Genomic DNA, 17053 nt, shown 5'->3' on the forward strand with positions numbered 1-17053 from the left:
GTTCGAGCTGTTTTTCGGCCAAGTATAAACTTCTGCGGATACCCCTCGGGGGGGCCGCCGGGCCCCCGGTGGGGGGGGGGGGGTGGGGGGGGCGGGGCGCCCTTGGCCATAGGCGATGATAGTGCGGGCGTGGCCCGGAAAGTGTTCGGGCTTCCGCAGTTGTTGTGCGCTGTTCCGCAGAGGTGGAAGCGGGGTGCTTGTAAGGCCCCCTCATCCGGCCCTTCGGGCCACCTTCTCCCCGGCGGGGAGAAGAGGCTGGCACCGGCGTGGCGATCTCTTCTCCCCTCGGGGAGAAGGTGGCCGCGAAGCGGCCGGATGAGGGGGCATTCGCGGGTTCCCTACAACCACTCGCCCTTGCCGAGCGTGGCGATGGCGGCGACGATGCGGGCGAAGGCTTCGCCGGCCCGCGGCAAGGTATTGCGGGCGCGCAGGAAACTGTGGACGGGGCGCGACTCCTCGTACCACCAGGCGCGGCAAAGCGTCAGAGTTCGTCATATAGCCGGGTGGCGTTTTCATAGGTGAAGCGCAAAGGCACCGAGCCCACGACCTGCCATGCATCGACCGTCTCGCCTGCCATCAGCCGGCAGGCGCCGTCGGTGGTTGTCACGGCGCCACCATAGAGCCGGTTAGCAAGGTTGAGGATGGCGGTCTGGTGCATCGCCGTGCTGCCGCTGCCGCAGGCGTCCTTGACCAGCAGCACCCGAAAGCCCGATGACACCGCATCCCTGACGGTGGCGTCGATGCAGGCCTCGGTCCACACGCCGGCAACGACCAGCCACTCGATTCCTTTGGCCCTGAGCCGGCCCGCGGCAGGGCCCGCACCGAAGGCGCTGGCCTCGGTTTTGACCAGCATCATCTCGCCGGCGACCGGCGCCACTTCCGGACAGATCGCCGTCAGCGGATCGTCCTTGTCGGAGAAGGCCGACCTGCCATTGGCATCGACCGGATGGAACCGCCGCGCCTCCCTGGTGAGATCGACGATATAGGCCGAATGGTAGAGCAGCACATCGTTGGCCCGTGCCGCCGCCTGCAGGCGCTGGACGTTGGCGAGGATGTCGGCAAAACCCTCGACCAGGTAACGCTTGTCCTGCCGGTGCTCCTCCTGGAGGTCGACGAACACCGCGGCCACCGTGCCGCGTCTGATCGAGACCGGGCCCTTCATGCGGACACCTGAACGAAAGCATGAGCGCTGCGGTTAGTCCCGACGATTTGCGATACCGCACCTCGATTGGTGGTGGATGCTGGGATCAAACTTCTTTCTCCAGCAAGTCGTCCTCATAGGGAAAGCGCGACAGAAGCTCGGTGCCGGTTTCGGTGACCAGGATCTCGTCCTCGAGCTTGACGCCCTCGCGTCCGCCTTTCTCGCCGATATAGCTCTCGACGCTGACCACCATGCCGGGCGCGACAAACCCGTCGCGGCCATAAGTCTCGTAGTCCATGGCGTGCGCGATGAACGGCGTCTCGCCATGCATGCCGACGCCGTGCATGACAGACGTGTAGCGCTGGTCGACGAAGCGGTCCGGGATCTTCCAGGCCTTTTCGGCAATTTCGCGAAACGCCATGCCCGGCCTGACGATCGAGATGTTGTGCTGAACCTGGTCGTGGGCCATGCGGTAGAGCGATTTCTGATAATCCGTCGGCTTGCCCGGCCCGCAGCGGAAGGTGCGCGAGAAGTCCGAATAGTAGCCGTAGCAGCCGATCGTATCGGTATCCAGCGCCAAAAGTTCGCCCGGCCTGATCTTGCGGCCGCTGGCTTCGTTGAACCACGGGTTGGTGCGCTGGCCCGAGGTCAAGAGCCGGGTCTCGATGAACTCACCGCCCTGGCGGATCACCTCGTGATACATGATGGCGAACAGGTCGTTCTCGGACACGCCGGGCTTGATCGCCTCGCGCACCGCATAGACGGCCGCCTCAGCGCCGGCCATCGACACTTGCAGGCATTTTACCTCTTCGGGCGTCTTGACCGCCCGCACGGCAAGAATTTCGCCCTGGCAATCCCGGACCTCGCAGCCGCGCTTTTCCAGCGCCAGCGCCTGCAGATGGCCGCAGCGGTCGAGGCCGAGCTTCATCGAGCCGCCGCCATGCGCCTTGAGCAGCTCCGTGATTTCGTCGGCGAAGGGGCCGGCGGTCTCGTCGTCGCGGCCCGACACCGAAGACCACACCAGCCTGGACGGCCGCGCCTCATCGATCGTGTCGAGCACCATCGAGACATGATAGCTCTGCGGATATTCGAACAGCATGATCGGCCCTTCGGTCGGGATGAAGAAGTAGCGCGTCGAGTTGCGCAGAAAATAACCGAACATGTTGCGCGAGCCGGTGGCGTAGCGCTGGTTGTAGGGATCGAACAGCACGACGCCGCCATAACCGGACTCGCGCATCCAGGCGCGCAGCTTGGCCAGCCGGCCCTTGCGCAACGCGTCCGCATCGATGAAGGACGGCTCGGTGTCGGACAGCCACATGCCGCCAGCCGGATCGGCCGCCGCCGGGTGGCGCATACGGTCCTTGAAGTCGACGTCCTCAGTGCTGTCGGGGTCGAACACGACGATGCTCATGGGGTGCCTCCTGGAAGAAGCCCTGAACATAGCGGTGCGCCGCGATGAGCTTGTGCGGGATACCGCAGATGTTGTGCGAAATACCGCTTGAAGTCGTTCCGCGGCGCTCTACGGCGCCCCCCTCTGTCCTGCCGGACATCTCCCCCTCAAGGGGGGAGATCGGCCGTCATCACCGCTTTCGAGAATTTCTACCGTCGCAGGAAGAGCGGAGCATCGAAGCTGCCAATCTCCCCCCTTGAGGGGGAGATGTCCGGCAGGCCAGAGGGGGTGGGCGGGAACGCGGCGCGGCCTGGTTAGCGCCCTAATGCCGCCGCATCACCTTCGGCGCATGCCCATGCTCTTCCCGAAACGCCCGCGCAAAGCTCGACATCGAAGCAAAACCGCAGGCGAGTGCCACGTCGCGCACCATCAGTGTCGAATGCGCCAAAAGGTCGGCGGCGCGCTTCAGCCGCAGGCGGCGGTAATAGCCGTTGGGCGAGACGCTGAGCTCGGAGCGAAAGTTTCGTTCGAGCTTGTCGGAGGAGACGCCGAGCTTTTCCGCCAGCGCCGCCATGCCGAGTCGCTCCTCCACCGCATCCTCCATGATGGCGATGGCCGCCAGCACCAGCTCGTTCTGGACGCCGGTGCGCAGCCGCAGCGGCATCAGCTTGCGGTCGACGCTGGAGCGCAGCGGGCTGTGCACGAACCATTCGGCGACGCCAGCCGCGAGTTCGGCGCCACAATCTGATGTGATGATCTCCAGCATCATGTCGAGGCTGCCGACGCCGCCGGCCGAGGTGAAGCGCTTGCGGTCGATGACATAGAGATCGCGCCTGAGCTCAATGTCCGGAAACGCCTCGGTGAACGCCGCCTGGCTGGTCCAGTGCAAGGTGCAGGCATGGCCGTCGAGCAGGCCGGCCCGCGCCAGGAAGAAGGCAGCATCCGCCACCGCGCCGATATGGGCGCCGCCGCGCTGGCTCCTGCGGATCCAGCTCACCGCGTCCTCGGCCACGAGATGATCGGCATCGCCGCCCGAGCAGACGACGATGCGGTCGACCTTCGGCGCATCGCCGGCGAAAAAGCCGGGCTGGATGACGACCCCGTTCGAGGCCGCGACCGGGCCTTCAGCGGCGCCGACGATGATCCAGCGGTAGCATTCTTTCTTGGCCAGCACGTTGGCCGCGCGCAACGGCTCGATGACCGAACTGAACGCCATCATCGGAAAGCCGGGGAAGACCAGCACCGCGAAGGTGAGCGGGGCGTCGTTTGCCGTCGGCTGGTCTCGCTCTCGAGTAGTCATGACTTCAACCGTGCCTGTGGGCAATTGCAGGGAAGGCCACAATTCCGCCGGATGCCACTCAGGTCAACGGGCGGTTGGGTCAGTTTGAAAATTCCATCGCGCCTAGGCGTTGTCGCCTATCGGCCGAACTCCTAAATGCTTGCCGTAGCATTGGAGATAGTGACGGTCGCACTGCGCGGCCCGTATAAGAAGCGAGTTTAGGTCGCTAAAATTAGCTTCTTGACCTGTTTACGGTCTTCCGGCGACCATTGCTTCGGGTCTTCCCCGTGAGCGATCGCGCCGTGAAGCTCGACGTGCTTCATCACTTCCGCCTCGGTCTCTGCCGTGAACATCGCTGGACAGGCCTCGTTTCCCGGATAATCCCTGCAACGATACGAGTAAGCCATGACTTTCCCTCCAGGTTGCCCCGATAGCAAAGCGAGGGTACGTCGCCTTTGTCAATTCACAGTTGGATGCGCCAGTCAGCCGGGAAATTTCAAACTGACGCCACTATCCAACAGGGCACGGACCCCCCCTCACCCCCCCAGCGCCTGATCCAGATCGGCGATCAGATCATCGCCGTCCTCGATGCCAGCCGACAACCGCACCAGCGAATCGGAAATCCCGATCTCGGCCCGCTTCCCGGCCGGGATCGAGCCATGTGTCATCAGCGCCGGGTGCTCGATCAGGCTTTCGACGCCGCCGAGGCTTTCGGCCAGCGTGAACAGTTGCGTGTGTTCGAGGAAGCGTTTGGTGCCGGCGAGGTCGCGGTCGAGCTCGACCGTGATCATGCCGCCGAAGGCGTGCATCTGCCGCCTGGCGATGGCGTGCTGCGGGTGGCTGGGGAGACCGGGATAGATGACGCGGCGGATGTCGGGGCGGCTTTCCAGCCAGTGCGCGATCTTCTGGCCGTTCGACGAATGGCGCTCCATCCTCAGCGCCAGCGTCTTGAGGCCGCGCAGCGCCAGGAAACTGTCGAACGGTCCGGAAATGGCGCCGATGGCGTTCTGCAGGAATTTCAGCCGGTCGGCGAGATCCTTGTTGTCGCCGACCACGGCGACGCCGCCGACCATGTCGGAATGGCCGTTGAGGTATTTCGTCGTCGAATGCACCGATATGTCGATGCCGAGCTCCAGCGGCCGCTGCAGGTAGGGGCTGCAAAAGGTGTTGTCGGCGACCGAGAGCACGCCTTTGCGCCTGGCCAGGGCTGCGACCGCTTCGAGATCGACGACGCGCAGCAGCGGATTTGTCGGCGTCTCGACCCAGAGCAACTTGGTTTCCGGGCGGATCGCCGCTTCGACCGCGGCTAGATCGGTGAAGTCGACGAAGTCGACCTGGAGATTGGCCGAGCGCTTGCGCACCCGCTCCAGCAGCCGGAACGTGCCGCCATAGATATCGTCGGTGGCGACGACATGGGCGCCGGAATCGAGCAGTTCGAAGATCGTGGCGATCGCCGCCAGCCCCGAGGCGAAAGCGAAGGCGGCTGCGCCGCTTTCGAGATCGGCCACCGCGCGCTCGAAGGCAAAGCGGGTCGGGTTCTGGCTGCGGGCGTATTCAAAACCCTTGTGCACGCCCGGGCTCTGCTGGCCATAGGTCGAGGTCGCATAGATCGGCACCATCACCGCGCCGGTCGTCGGGTCGTGGCTCTGGCCGCCATGGATGGTGCGCGTCGAGAAGGCCAGGCGGTTGCTGCCCGAAACGGTGGCTTTGATGGTCATCTTGCGCGGCGCCTCAGATGGTTGATCAGGTCGATGCGGGTAATCAGGCCGATGAATTCGTCGCCGTCGAAGACGATGGCGACCTCGTTGCGGTCGAACACCGGCAGCAGCGCGTCCAGCGTCTGGCTGGCCTGCAGCGTGTGCAGATTGGAAGTCATCGCCGTGCGCACCGGGGCCTTGAAACGGTCCCAGCGGCTGTCATAGGGGCCTTCGACGTGGGCGAGGATATCGCTTTCGTCGACGATGCCGACCAGCTTGCCGTCGTCCAGCACCGGCAGTTGCGAGACGTCCGAACGGCGCATGCGGCCATAGGCGTTGAGCAGGCTTTCGTCCGGGCCGACAGACACGATGTCGCCGGTGCGGTGCGTGCGCATCACCAGGTCGCGCAAATCGCCATGCTGCTCGTGCTCGGCGAGGCCCTGCTCGATCAGCCAGAAATCGTCGAACACTTTCGACAGATATTTGTTGCCGCTGTCGCAGACGAAGGTGACGACCCGCTTCGGCACGGTCTGCTCGCGGCAATAGCGCAGCGCTGTCGAAAGCAGCGTGCCGGAGGACGAGCCGGCGAGGATGCCCTCCTTGGAGAGCAGGTCGCGCACCGCCAGCATGCTCTGCTTGTCGGGGATCGAGTAGGCCTTCTTGACCAGCGACAGATCGGCATTGGGCGGGACGAAATCCTCGCCGATGCCCTCCACCGTCCAGCTGCCGGCCTCTTGCATCTTGCCGGTCTTGATCAGGGGCGCCAGCACCGAACCGACCGGATCGGCGAGGATCATCTCGGTCTTCGGCGAGGTTTTTGCGAAATAGCGGCCAAGCCCGGTCAGCGTGCCGCCGGAGCCGACGCCGACGACCACTGCATCGACGTCGCCGCCGAGCTGCGAATAGATCTCCGGACCGGTCGTGGTTTCATGGGCGTCCGGATTGGCCGGATTGGCGAACTGGTTGGCATAGAAGGCGCCGGGCAGTTCGGCGGCGATCCTTTCGGCCATGTCCTGATAATATTCGGCGTGGCCCTTGCCGACATCGGAACGGGTCATGCGCACTTCTGCGCCGAGCGCCCGCAGATGCTGGATCTTTTCGCGCGACATCTTGTCGGGCACGACCAGGACGATGCGGTAGCCCTTGGGGATGCCGACCTGGGCGAGGCCAAGGCCGGTGTTGCCGGCGGTCGCCTCAACAATGGTGCCGCCGCGCTTCAGCTTGCCCTGTTTTTCGGCGTCGGCGATCATCGACAGCGCAATTCGGTCCTTGATCGAGCCGCCGGGATTCTGGCTTTCGAGCTTGATGAACAGCCGGCACTTGCCGATGTCGAATTTGGTCAGCTCGACAACCGGCGTCTGTCCGATCAGGTCGAGAACCGATGCATAGGGCGGACGCAGGCGGGACATTTCCCTGTCCGGGAGGGCGATCTTGTGCACGCTCATGCTGATGCTCCATGGTCAAGCGACCGCCTTGGGCAGGCTGTCAGCCTATCTTCTTTTCCAGCCGTTTGCAGTCTGAAAGAAGATAGATCGTGCCAATCCATTGGCCAGACGGGGAATGGGATTCCGGTGGGGCCGCTCCGTCACGCCAATCACGATAAGGTCGCGGGACAGCACCGCCGTAGAGCGCCGACCTCACCCCAGCAACCGCTTCCCCAGCCTTGCACATTGCACGCGAATATCCGGTATGGCGTCGATCTCGAAGAAGGTGCCGCGGGTCAGTGGCCCGACCGCCAGGATCTTGGCCGAGACGGTGCCGTCGCTGGCGATGACCTCGCAATTGTCCGATACGTCGAGGCCAAGGCGCAGCGGATCCGGCCGGGCCAGCCCGCGGTCGACCAGCGACCGCACCACGCTGTTCGACGTTGTCGAGATGTCCCTGGCGATGCCGGTGCAATCGTAGATGCGGGCGACGTCGAACGTCTCGATGTTTTGCGTGTGGCGCGACTGGACCTGCACGCTGAATTCGTCGCCCGCCGTGATGCCGACGACGCGCCCGGCGACAAGCCGGATGCGGCCCGACTGCACCGCCTCGGTGACACTGCCATGGACTTCCGGCGCCATGCGATGGCGGTGGATGTCCCACCATGCCTTGGTGTGCTCGACGAAGCGGCGCTTGGCCGAAGACGGCCAGTTCTGCCAGATCTTCTGGTTGAACGGCCTGAGACCGTCGACGACGTCGCGCCAGTCGATGCCGGCCTTCTGGTTTTCCCGGATCAGGTCGCGAAACCAGCCGACGAAATAAGAGAGCTGGGTGCCGAGCGGAATGTCGGCGACGTCGAGCTTGATCGGATTGCCCTTGCGATGCGGCGAAGGCAGCAGGCCGCGCCGCGACACCGCGATAATCTCGCCGCGATGGCCGCGTTGTTCGAGCGACAGGAAGGCATCGACCATGCTCAACCCCGTGCCCAGCACCAGGACCCGGGCTTCCCCGTCGAGCCCGGTGTCGGCCTCCGATCCCATCCTGATCGCATGGCCGTGGCCGGCACCTGGCTCCTTGTCATGTCCGGTCGCCAGCACGGCAAGGTGGGCGACGACGCTGGTGCCGTTGGCCAGCGCCACCTCGACCCCGGACCCGGTCGGCGAGATCGACAGGCTCTCCTCGCGGATCAGGCGAAGACGCCCCGTCTCGCGGGCCTCGAGCTCGTCCAGCAGTTCCTTCAGATAGCGGGCGTAGACGCTGCGCGGTGCGTAGACCGGCGCCTGCTCTGGCGTTGCCAGGCCGCGCTCAAGCAGCCAGCGCCAGAAATTGCCGGGGTCGTCGGCATGGGCGCTCATGCCGGCCGCGCTGACATTCAGCACATGCGCCGACAGCAGCGTGGAATAGGCGATGCCCTGGCCGAAATGCGGGCGCTTTTCGATCAGCGTGACACGCAGATCGGGATTGGGCGACTTCAACAGATGCGCGGCAAGGACGACGCCGCTGGCGCCGCCGCCGACGATAATGATCGAACTTGGGACAATCGAATTTGCGCGGCCGGTCATGCGCGCACCAATTGCCTGAGGAGCCGTCCGTTCCGGCTCAGGCCTGGATTTTCAACGCAGCCGAAAGGTCGTCGTCGTCGGCGATATCGCGCATCTCGGCGAGGCTGCGCTGATCCAGCACCTCGGCGATCGCTTGCCGGACCTCCAGCATCAGATGTCGGACTTGGCATGTCGCCTCGTTGCAGTCTTCACAGCGCTGATACCGGGTGCGGCTGGCGCAGGGAATTGGGGCAAGCGGCCCGTCGAGCACGCGCACGACGTGGCCGATCTTGATTTCATCCGCCGGCCGCGCCAGGCGGTAACCGCCCTCCTTGCCCTTGCGGCTCTGGACAAAACCGGCATTGCGCAGTTCGCCGAGGATGGCGTCGAGAAATTTCTTCGGGATGTTGTTTCCGGCGGCGATATCGCCGACGAAGGCGAGCTGACCAACCGGCAGCCGCGCCAGATGGACGAGCGCCTTGAGGCCGTACTTGCCCTTTTTTGTGAGCATGGACCGAATGTTTCTCTGTCATGCGATGGCGAAGGGCCACCGGTTGCGAAACGCCTGGCGTGCGTCCCACCGCGTCCGCGTTCAGGCTTTCAAGACACATGAATTCTAGTGACATGATATACAAGACGGCACCATTGATTTTGCTTGATTTTCAAGCCGCTGCGACGACTTGCCGGACGTTCTTCCTCCTGAAGCCGCGCGGCACGCCCATGGCGACAGCCGGCGCTCGGCACTCACGCGGGTGATCGCCACGATATGGACATCGCCCATCGTTCTCCAATTCCTGTAATGTCTATATGACTATTATACTTAGCCGCGATACAGGAACCGGTTTTCAAAATCGTCGGCCATTCGCAGCATTCATTTGCCGAAGCTGCGCGCAAAACAGGAAATGCGTGTTTGCGGCGGGCGCGCATTCGCCGGTCGACCGAAACGCCGTCAGGGCCGTTCGAGTGTCAGGGGAGCGAACGGTTCGCCCACACCAGGCCGCCCAGGCCAACCAGCGCGGTGACGATGCCGATATAGAGCCATTGCGACTGGCCGGTCATGAAGCTGCCGCCGACGAGGCCGATGCCCTGCAGCGACCACAGCGCACCGATGGCGAGCACAATCAGCGCCAGCAGATTTTTGATCAATCTCATCGTCGGAATTCCTTTCCCAAGTCGATCGCCAATTCCGCTATGACCGCGATGACAAGGCGAAAGGAAGCGACCCGATCGCTGTCACATCTACTTGCATAATAAAGCCGGGGTCTTGCCAGAAACGCCCCGGTGCTGGTGCGAAGACCACCAGACATACATCGGCGCAATCTCGACATTCCATGACAGACTGTTTCGCGCCGACTCCAAACGTGTACTATTGTCATGGAACCGCCAGACGACTGCCGCATTTGGTGCCACATTCCACCCGTAACGGCCGGGACTGTCAAACGGAGCCCCTTGCCACAGATGAAGAAACCCAACCGGACCGCGCTTGTCGCGGCGGCGATAGCGGCTGGCCTGATGGTCGGCGCATCCACCTCCCCTGCCGCCGCACAATGCGGCCGCGCCTCCTGGTACGCGCTGACCTCGAAGACCGCGTCCGGCGAGCGGATGAACCCGTCGGCGCTGACCGCCGCGCACCGCACCTTGCCTTTTGGCACCAGGCTGAAGGTCACCAACCGCAAAAACGGCCGCAGCGTCGTCGTGCGCATCAACGACCGCGGCCCGTTTATCAAGGGTCGGGTGATCGACCTGTCGAAGGGCGCAGCGGGGCGGCTCGGCTTCATCAGCTCTGGCCATGCTGCTGTGTGCACCGACCGCGTGTGAATGGCCGCGCCGCTTTGCGGCCAGGCGGATGAGGGGCAGCGCAAACCTGAAGCGATTGCCCATGCTCTCTCCGGCATCTTTCGCAGCTGCACAATAAGCCGGCTGCCGCCGTTCAAAACCGATTTTCAACGCCTTAGACAAAAGTATAAGCATAAATCAATTCAATTGACGTATTGCATCGCAGCAGTTTGTTGTTAACCTTTGCGCGAGAGATTCAAGGCTCGGCACTGCTGTCGTCCCTTCGGTCGCAGCAGCGGAGTTCTCGATGTTCTACCAGCTCTACGAATTGAACCACGCCGCCGTGCAGCCGGCCCGCGTCTATGCCGATGCGGTGCGGATGTTCTACACCAATCCGCTCAATCCGTTTGCGCACACGTCCTGGGGCCGCTCGGTCGCGGCGACGGCCGAATTGTTCGAGCGCACAACGCGCCGCTACAGCAAGCCGCAGTTCGGCCTGACCAGGACCGTCGTCGACTGGAAAAGCGTCGATGTCACCGAAAAGACGGTGTGGTCGCGGCCGTTCTGCAATCTGCTCCGTTTCGAGCGGGCGGTTCCCGCCGGCCGCCGGCCTGATCCGAAGCTGCTGATCGTGGCGCCGATGTCCGGCCACTACGCGACGCTGCTGCGCGGCACGGTCGAGGCGATGCTGCCGCATGCCGACGTTCACATCACCGATTGGGTCGACGCCCGCATGGTGCCGATCAGCGAGGGCAGCTTCGACCTCGACGACTATATCGACTACATCGTCGACATGCTGCATGCGCTGGGCCCCGACACCCATGTCATGGCGGTGTGCCAGCCGTCGGTCCCGGTGCTGGCGGCGGTGGCGCTGATGGAAACGCGGGGCGACCCGTTCGTTCCCTCGACGATGACGCTGATGGGTGGGCCGATCGACACCCGCCGCAATCCGACCGCGGTCAACCTTCTGGCCGAGGAAAAGGGCACCGACTGGTTCCGCGACAACGTCACCATGCAGGCGCCATGGCCGGTGCCGGGCTTCGGCCGCGAGGTCTATCCCGGCTTCCTGCAACTTTCGGGCTTCATGAGCATGAACCTCGACCGCCACATCATCGCCCACAAGGACTTCTTCATGCATCTGGTGAAGCATGACGGCGACAGTGCCGAGAAGCACCGCGACTTCTACGACGAGTATATGGCGGTGATGGATCTGACAGCGGAGTTCTACCTGCAGACGGTAGACACCGTGTTCGTCCGCCATGCTCTGCCCAAGGGCGAAATGATGCATCGCGGCATCGCCATCGATGCCGCCGATATCCGCAATGTCGCGCTGTTCACGGTCGAGGGCGAGAACGACGACATTTCCGGCCTCGGCCAGACCCAGGCCGCGCACGACCTCTGCATCAACATCCCCGCGGACAGGCACGCTCACTACATGCAGCCGGCGGTCGGCCATTACGGCGTCTTCAACGGCTCGCGCTTCCGCTCCGAAATCGTGCCGCGCATTGTCGACTTCATCACCAGCTATGGACGCCAGACCCGCGTTGCGGTGAGGCCGAAGCTGGTTCGGACCGCCAAAAAGTAAAAATGTCCTGGATGGCAGCCGCCGTTCAAGTCGACCTGTTGCACAATAGCCGCGCTTTCGGCCGCGCGGGTAACCATATCGCAAAACTGGCCGTTGGTATAATTGACAGGGACTGTAGATCGCCCTTAACGTTTCATTAACAACAAGGGACGAGGGGGACAATGATTTCCTCACCAATGGCGAGAGGGCTGCGCGTGTGCGCCCTGTTAGGGCTGGCACTTGCGACAGGCTGGTCTACGGCGGCTTCGGCAGCCGGACCAATGGCAACCGGCGGCCCAACATCGCAGCCGATCGGCCATTACGATTTCTGCAAGACCAGTCCGGCCGAATGCTCGATCCACCCGGGCAATCTCGCCCCCGCCACCATGACCGGCGCGCTCTGGCGCAAGATTCTCAGCGTCAACGCCAGGGTCAACAACGCCGTCAAGCCGATAAGCGACATCGATATTTACGGCAAGGACGAGGTCTGGGCCTACCCCGTCAGGGGCGTTGGCGACTGTGAGGACTATGTCCTGGAAAAGCGCCGCGAATTGAACCGCTTGGGCGTGTCCTACGCCAATCTTCTGATGACCGTCGTGCGCAAGCCTGACGGCGAGGGCCATGCCGTGCTGACCGTGCGCACGAGCAAGGGCGACTACGTCCTCGACAATCTCGACGGAAAGGTCCGCTCATGGGACCGGACCGGCTACCGCTTCCTCAAGCGGCAGGCGATCGACAATACCGGTCGCTGGGTGTCGATCCGTGATGGCCAGCAGGTTCTGGTCGGCGCGGTCCAGTAAGGTTTTTGCAAGCGACCACCAGGATCGCTGCGTTTCGCGTTACCTGCTCCAGGCGTTTGTGCTGCCCCTCACCTGCCTGCCGGCATCCTCTCTCCGTATAGGGACGGGATAGGGGTGCTGTCATTGACGATTTCGCCAATCGCCGGCGTTGCAGGCCACGTTCGCGATCAGCCGCTTTCTCCCCGTTTACGGGGAGTGCCCGGCAGGCAATGAGGGGCGGCGCCAACATCGACAATTGATCGCCTCAACACGAGTCGGACAAACCCTACGTCCGCCCCAGCGCGGCGCGGATCGATGCGGTGATGCGGCGAAGCTCCGCCTCGTCTAGTTTTTCGATGTTTTCGGCCAAGACATTGGCAAGCTCGGTGGCGGCGGGGCTGAGGCCCGACGTGTCGAGTTTTACCCGCGGGTGCGAGGTCTCGGCCAGCCGCGCAAGTTCTTCGGCATCGTCCCAGATGACATTGAAATAGCCGATGATCTTCTGGATCAGCGTCCAGGTCGGCGCACCGCGGCGGCCGTGCTCCAGCGCCGACAGATAGGCGGCGCTGACGCCGATCGCCCTGGCCATGGCCTTTTGGCTGACGCCGCGTTCGCTCCGCAGGGCGCGAAGCTTTTCGCCGAACGGGGTCACAAGTCCATCCTCGTCGGGTGCACCCTCATGCGCGCATCCGCATCAGCGCGTGCGCCGCAGGCGGATATAGAGCGCGCCCGAGCCGCCATGCTTGCGGGCGGCGTGGTCGTGGCTGGAGACCAGCGGTCTGAATGCGGGTGTCGACAGCCAGGCCGGCACGGCGCGCCGCAAGATGCCGTCGCCGCCGGACGAGGAGCCCTTGCCGGTGATCACCAGCACATAGCGGATGCCGCTGGCATGCGCCCGGTGCAGGAAGGAGAACAAAAGCGAATAGGCTTCGTCCTGGCTCAGGCCGTGCAGATCGACGCGGCCCTCGATCGGCAGCCGGCCCTTCGACAGTTTTTCCAGCGTCGGCTCGTCGAGCGCATGCGAAACATGCTGCGTCCTGGCTTTCGTGGCCGCAGCAGGAGCCATCGCCTGGTCACGCAGCATTGGCTTGGTGTCATCAGCGATGTCCGGGCCAATATCCGGGATGTCGACGGCGGCCTTGCCCTTCAGCGGCTTGGCGGTGCGCGCCACCAGGTTCCACAGGACCCGATCGTCCTCGCTCAGCCTGTCGATGCGCCGGGTCATCGCCCCGCTCCCGGCACAAGCCGACGCGGGATCAGCGCGTAGAAATCGGCGGGGTTGCGGACAACGCCGGCGATCTCGCCGGCCGCATCTCCCGTACCAGTGAACAAATCGCCACGCGCCTGGCCGGTGATCGCCGAGCCGGTGTCCTGCGCGATCATCAGCCGCCGGAACGGCTTGTTGTCGAAAGCGGCCAGCGACGGCCCATCGATGTAGAACGGCGTGCCGAATGTATGCAGCAGACGGTCGACAGCGACGGAGCGGCCCGGCGTCAGCGGCACCTTTGCGGCAGCGATCGGCCCGAGTTCCGGGTCGTCGGCCGCCGCCGCCTCGCTGGCGGAAATCTCGCGGAAAAAAATATAGGAGCGGTTGCGCCACAGGATCTCGTCGATGCGTTGCGGATGCGCCTTGAACCAGGCGCGGACCGACTGCATGGTCACCGCTTCCAGCGGGATTTTGCCTAGCTCAATCAGGATCTTGCCCGGTCCGGTAAAGCGCTGGCCGGATTTGGCGGCATAGGTGACGCGGCAAAGCCGGCCGTCGGTCATGGTGAGCCGCGCAGAACCCTGCACGTGGATGAAGAAGGCATCGACCTTGTCGGCGAGCCAGGCGATTTCCAAACCCTTGCCAGCCAAACCCTTGACGAGCGCGCCGCGCTCGATCTCGCCGCGGTCGAAATACTCGACCGGTCCGTCCGGCGTGGCGCGGCCGAAGGCGAGATAGGGATCCATACCGACCGGCCGGTTGGCGTCGTCGATGTCGACGAGATCGGCCGGACGTGACAGCAGCGGCACCGTAAATCGTTCGGTTCGCACCGGCGAAGCGTCGACCACCGGTTCATAGAAGCCGGTGACGAGGCCGGCGCCGCCGCTTTCCGCCGCTATGTGCGCCGGGATGAAATGCCGCTCGAAGAAGGCGCGGGCTTCGCGCCGGTCGGTTGGCGAAACGGTACGGGCTGCAGCATAGGCATCGGTGAAGGCATTGAAGTCGACACCGAGCCCGCCGGAGCGATAGGGTTTCGCCAGGATGTGAAAAGCCGAACGCCGGAAAGCAGCGAACGCGGCCAGATGGTCGTCCTCGTCCCAGCCGGGCAGATCGTCAAAGGATTTTTCGCGGAACGCCTGAGAAAGCGACACGACAGACCCCGCCGTGGTCCGGGCTCAGTCTTCTTCTTCGGTGGCGACGAGCTTCCAGTTCGGGTCGCGCGAGCGCGTATCGCGGGCGAAGGTCCAGACGTCCTTGACCTCGGCGACGGTTTCGGGATCGCCGTCGATGACGGCGCCGGCCTTGTCGCGCGTTGCCGAAATCAGTTCGCTGACGATGCGCAGCGTGATATGCGCCTCGCTGCCCTTCATCTCGGCGGAAACGATGTCGGCCTTGTCGATGCCGACGAAGGAGGACTGGATCTTTTCCGACTTCGCCTCGCGGTCGCCGATCGCCGCGACAAAGCCGTCATAGACCTCGCGCGACAACAGGTTCTTCAGCGTCTTGCGATCGCCATCGGCATAGGCCATGACGATCATCTCATAGGCCATCTTGGCGCCGTCGACGAAGGTCTTGGGGTCGAATGCCGGATCATTGTCCTTGATCGCGCGCAGGCCCTTGTTGAGATCGGTGTCAGGCTTGGCGAAGGCGTCGATCGCCGCATAGGCGTCGATTGCCGGCTCTCCCGGCGCTCGCTTGCGCGGCAGCGAGACCACATTCTCGGGTTTTTGGGCGTCGTCGCGGGTGCGGCCCGCCGTATAGGGATCGAACGGCGGGCGCTCGCTGCCGGTGCGGCGGCCTAGCACATTGCGCAGCTGGAAAAAGATCACAACCGCCGCAACCAGAAAGAAAATCGTGCCGAAGTCGAAGAATCCCATATCTTCCGCCAATCAATCCCTACTCCGGCCGGACCGCCCGGCCAGGCAATGGCTGCGGTCGCATAGCGTTCAACATCCAAAGCATATAGAACGCAAGCTGCAATCATTCAAATTAAAGGCAGCCATACCTATCTAAAAGGTTCAGTGCCAGCGGCGATTGCCCGCCTGCCGGCAAAACATCGAAACGATCGGTAAAGATTTGCGCATTTCGCTGCTTCCCCTGTTCATCCTCGCGCTTCCGCTGCTGGAGATCGCCGGTTTCGTCGTTGTCGGCCGCCAGGTCGGCGCCCTGGCGACGGTCGGCCTGGTGCTGGCTTCGAGCATCGCCGGCGGGCTGTTGTTGCGATACCAGGGGTTCGGCGTCATGACCCGGGTCCGTGCCGAAATGGACGCCGGACGTGATCCAAGCCGTCAGCTCGCGCATGGCGCCATGATCGTGCTGGCGGCGATCCTGCTCATCATTCCCGGCTTCATCACCGACATTTTAGCCATTCTGCTGCTGCTGCCGCCGGTCCGCGACCTCGCCTGGCGCCGGCTGAAAGGCCGCATCGTGATGGCCACCAGTTTCGGCACCGGCGGATTCCGGGCCCGGCAACGCGACAAGACAATCGACCTCGACGACAGCGACTATTCGCGCGGCGACGAGCACGGCCCGGATCCCAATTCCCCCTGGCGCCGCCTCAAGGACGAATAGCTCGGCGCAGCTTTCCCTTCTCCCCTTGTGGGAGAAGGGAAAGCAAAGCGCGCAAACCTTGTCTTGTCATGCCGGCCATGGTAGCGAACGCCCGATTTCAATCCGGTCAGCAACGCTGCCGAGGCAAAAGGACAAAGGCTTATGGCCAGCAAAGACGACGCGCCGACCGGCGCGGCCAGTGGCAACGGCGACGCGACGCAGCCTTCGCTCAACGTGCTTGCCCAATATGTGAAGGACCTTTCCTTCGAAAGCCCCGGCGCGCCGAACTCGCTGCGCGGCCGCGACAAGGCTCCCGGCATCGCCATCAACGTCAATGTCAACGCCAACCCGCTTTCGGACAAGCAGTTCGACGTCAATCTGACGCTGAACGCCAAGGCGTCCTTCGACAAGGAAGTGCTGTTCAACGTCGAGCTGGTCTATGGCGGTGTGTTCGCCATCAGCGGCTTCCCGCAGGAGCACATGCTGCCGTTGCTGTTCATCGAATGCCCGCGGCTGCTGTTCCCGTTCGCCAGGCAGATCATCGCCGAGGCGACGCGCAATGGCGGCTTCCCGCCGCTGATGCTCGATCCGATCGATTTCGCGCAGATGTTCCAGCAGAAGCTGGCCGAGGACCAGGCCGCCAGCAAGGTCAAGGCGAGCTGAGAAGGCTATCTCGGTAGGTTTGAAAAGCCCGGCGCGAAGCC

General features: G+C 63.8%; 18 protein-coding genes. 5 read left to right on the forward strand and 13 right to left on the reverse strand.

All coding sequences use genetic code 11. The features are described from left to right. Positions 1-481: 481 nt before the first annotated feature. The 9 genes from AC0L18_RS18550 to AC0L18_RS18590 all read right to left on the reverse strand — a co-directional run bounded on the left by AC0L18_RS18550 (position 482) and on the right by AC0L18_RS18590 (position 9625). On the reverse strand, positions 482-1162 hold the full coding sequence (locus tag AC0L18_RS18550; protein WP_473493656.1) for an isochorismatase family protein: 681 nt from the start codon (positions 1160-1162) through the stop codon (positions 482-484). A gap of 85 nt (positions 1163-1247) precedes the next feature. Then, positions 1248-2552, reverse strand: a complete 1305-nt coding sequence (locus tag AC0L18_RS18555; RefSeq protein ID WP_473493657.1) for a M24 family metallopeptidase — start codon at positions 2550-2552, stop codon at positions 1248-1250. Between the two features lie 301 nt (positions 2553-2853). Beyond that, complete coding sequence (locus tag AC0L18_RS18560; protein ID WP_473493658.1) at positions 2854-3831, reverse strand: GlxA family transcriptional regulator; 978 nt, start codon at positions 3829-3831, stop codon at positions 2854-2856. A gap of 197 nt (positions 3832-4028) precedes the next feature. Next, the gene (locus tag AC0L18_RS18565) at positions 4029-4217 is read right to left on the reverse strand and encodes a DUF1059 domain-containing protein (RefSeq protein WP_023802667.1); all 189 of its coding nucleotides are present in this window, start codon (positions 4215-4217) and stop codon (positions 4029-4031) included. Positions 4218-4346: 129 nt separating this feature from the next. Next, positions 4347-5528, reverse strand: a complete 1182-nt coding sequence (locus AC0L18_RS18570) for a cystathionine gamma-synthase (protein WP_254017567.1) — start codon at positions 5526-5528, stop codon at positions 4347-4349. Further along, positions 5525-6952: a pyridoxal-phosphate dependent enzyme gene (locus AC0L18_RS18575; RefSeq protein WP_473493659.1), complete on the reverse strand. Its 1428-nt coding sequence runs from the start codon at positions 6950-6952 to the stop codon at positions 5525-5527. The genes AC0L18_RS18570 and AC0L18_RS18575 overlap by 4 nt, the downstream gene beginning before the upstream one ends. Before the next feature lie 192 nt (positions 6953-7144). Next, positions 7145-8494, reverse strand: a complete 1350-nt coding sequence (locus AC0L18_RS18580; protein WP_473493660.1) for an FAD/NAD(P)-binding protein — start codon at positions 8492-8494, stop codon at positions 7145-7147. A 37-nt stretch (positions 8495-8531) separates the two neighbouring features. Next, positions 8532-8984 carry an RrF2 family transcriptional regulator gene (locus tag AC0L18_RS18585; RefSeq protein WP_473493661.1) on the reverse strand — a complete coding sequence of 151 codons (453 nt, stop codon included), beginning with the start codon at positions 8982-8984 and terminating at the stop codon, positions 8532-8534. A 455-nt stretch (positions 8985-9439) separates the two neighbouring features. Continuing rightward, entirely contained in the window at positions 9440-9625 is a 186-nt protein-coding gene (locus AC0L18_RS18590) for a hypothetical protein (RefSeq protein ID WP_023802672.1), read from the reverse strand. 306 nt (positions 9626-9931) lie between these two features. Between AC0L18_RS18590 and AC0L18_RS18595 the strand changes: the two genes are divergently transcribed. The 3 genes from AC0L18_RS18595 (at position 9932) to AC0L18_RS18605 (ending at position 12613) form a co-directional block, all read left to right on the forward strand. Beyond that, positions 9932-10291, forward strand: a complete 360-nt coding sequence (locus AC0L18_RS18595; protein ID WP_023802673.1) for a septal ring lytic transglycosylase RlpA family protein — start codon at positions 9932-9934, stop codon at positions 10289-10291. Between the two features lie 265 nt (positions 10292-10556). Then, positions 10557-11834 carry a polyhydroxyalkanoate depolymerase gene (locus tag AC0L18_RS18600; RefSeq protein ID WP_473493662.1) on the forward strand — a complete coding sequence of 426 codons (1278 nt, stop codon included), beginning with the start codon at positions 10557-10559 and terminating at the stop codon, positions 11832-11834. Between the two features lie 161 nt (positions 11835-11995). Continuing rightward, positions 11996-12613: a transglutaminase-like cysteine peptidase gene (locus AC0L18_RS18605; RefSeq protein WP_027153618.1), complete on the forward strand. Its 618-nt coding sequence runs from the start codon at positions 11996-11998 to the stop codon at positions 12611-12613. Positions 12614-12878: 265 nt separating this feature from the next. On the opposite strand, the gene AC0L18_RS18610 is transcribed toward AC0L18_RS18605, so the two are convergent. Genes AC0L18_RS18610 through AC0L18_RS18625 form a run of 4 tightly spaced genes read right to left on the reverse strand, consistent with a single transcriptional unit; the run spans position 12879 to position 15676 of the window. Then, entirely contained in the window at positions 12879-13244 is a 366-nt protein-coding gene (locus AC0L18_RS18610; protein ID WP_023802676.1) for a helix-turn-helix domain-containing protein, read from the reverse strand. 42 nt (positions 13245-13286) lie between these two features. Continuing rightward, on the reverse strand, positions 13287-13817 hold the full coding sequence (locus AC0L18_RS18615) for a Smr/MutS family protein (RefSeq protein ID WP_473493663.1): 531 nt from the start codon (positions 13815-13817) through the stop codon (positions 13287-13289). Next, positions 13814-14950, reverse strand: a complete 1137-nt coding sequence (mltA, locus tag AC0L18_RS18620) for a murein transglycosylase A (RefSeq protein ID WP_473493664.1) — start codon at positions 14948-14950, stop codon at positions 13814-13816. The genes AC0L18_RS18615 and mltA overlap by 4 nt, the downstream gene beginning before the upstream one ends. Before the next feature lie 24 nt (positions 14951-14974). Beyond that, positions 14975-15676 (reverse strand): Tim44/TimA family putative adaptor protein, encoded by a 702-nt coding sequence (locus AC0L18_RS18625; protein ID WP_023802679.1) that lies wholly within the window; start codon positions 15674-15676, stop codon positions 14975-14977. A gap of 199 nt (positions 15677-15875) precedes the next feature. Here AC0L18_RS18625 and AC0L18_RS18630 point away from each other — a divergent pair, with 199 nt between their 5' ends. Together AC0L18_RS18630 and secB are read left to right on the forward strand one after the other, a co-directional pair. Beyond that, positions 15876-16370 (forward strand): FxsA family protein, encoded by a 495-nt coding sequence (locus AC0L18_RS18630; protein ID WP_473493665.1) that lies wholly within the window; start codon positions 15876-15878, stop codon positions 16368-16370. Between the two features lie 141 nt (positions 16371-16511). Further along, complete coding sequence (gene secB, locus AC0L18_RS18635; RefSeq protein ID WP_023802681.1) at positions 16512-17012, forward strand: protein-export chaperone SecB; 501 nt, start codon at positions 16512-16514, stop codon at positions 17010-17012. Positions 17013-17053: the final 41 nt, after the last annotated feature.

This window comes from Mesorhizobium sp. WSM4819 (assembly GCF_055811215.1).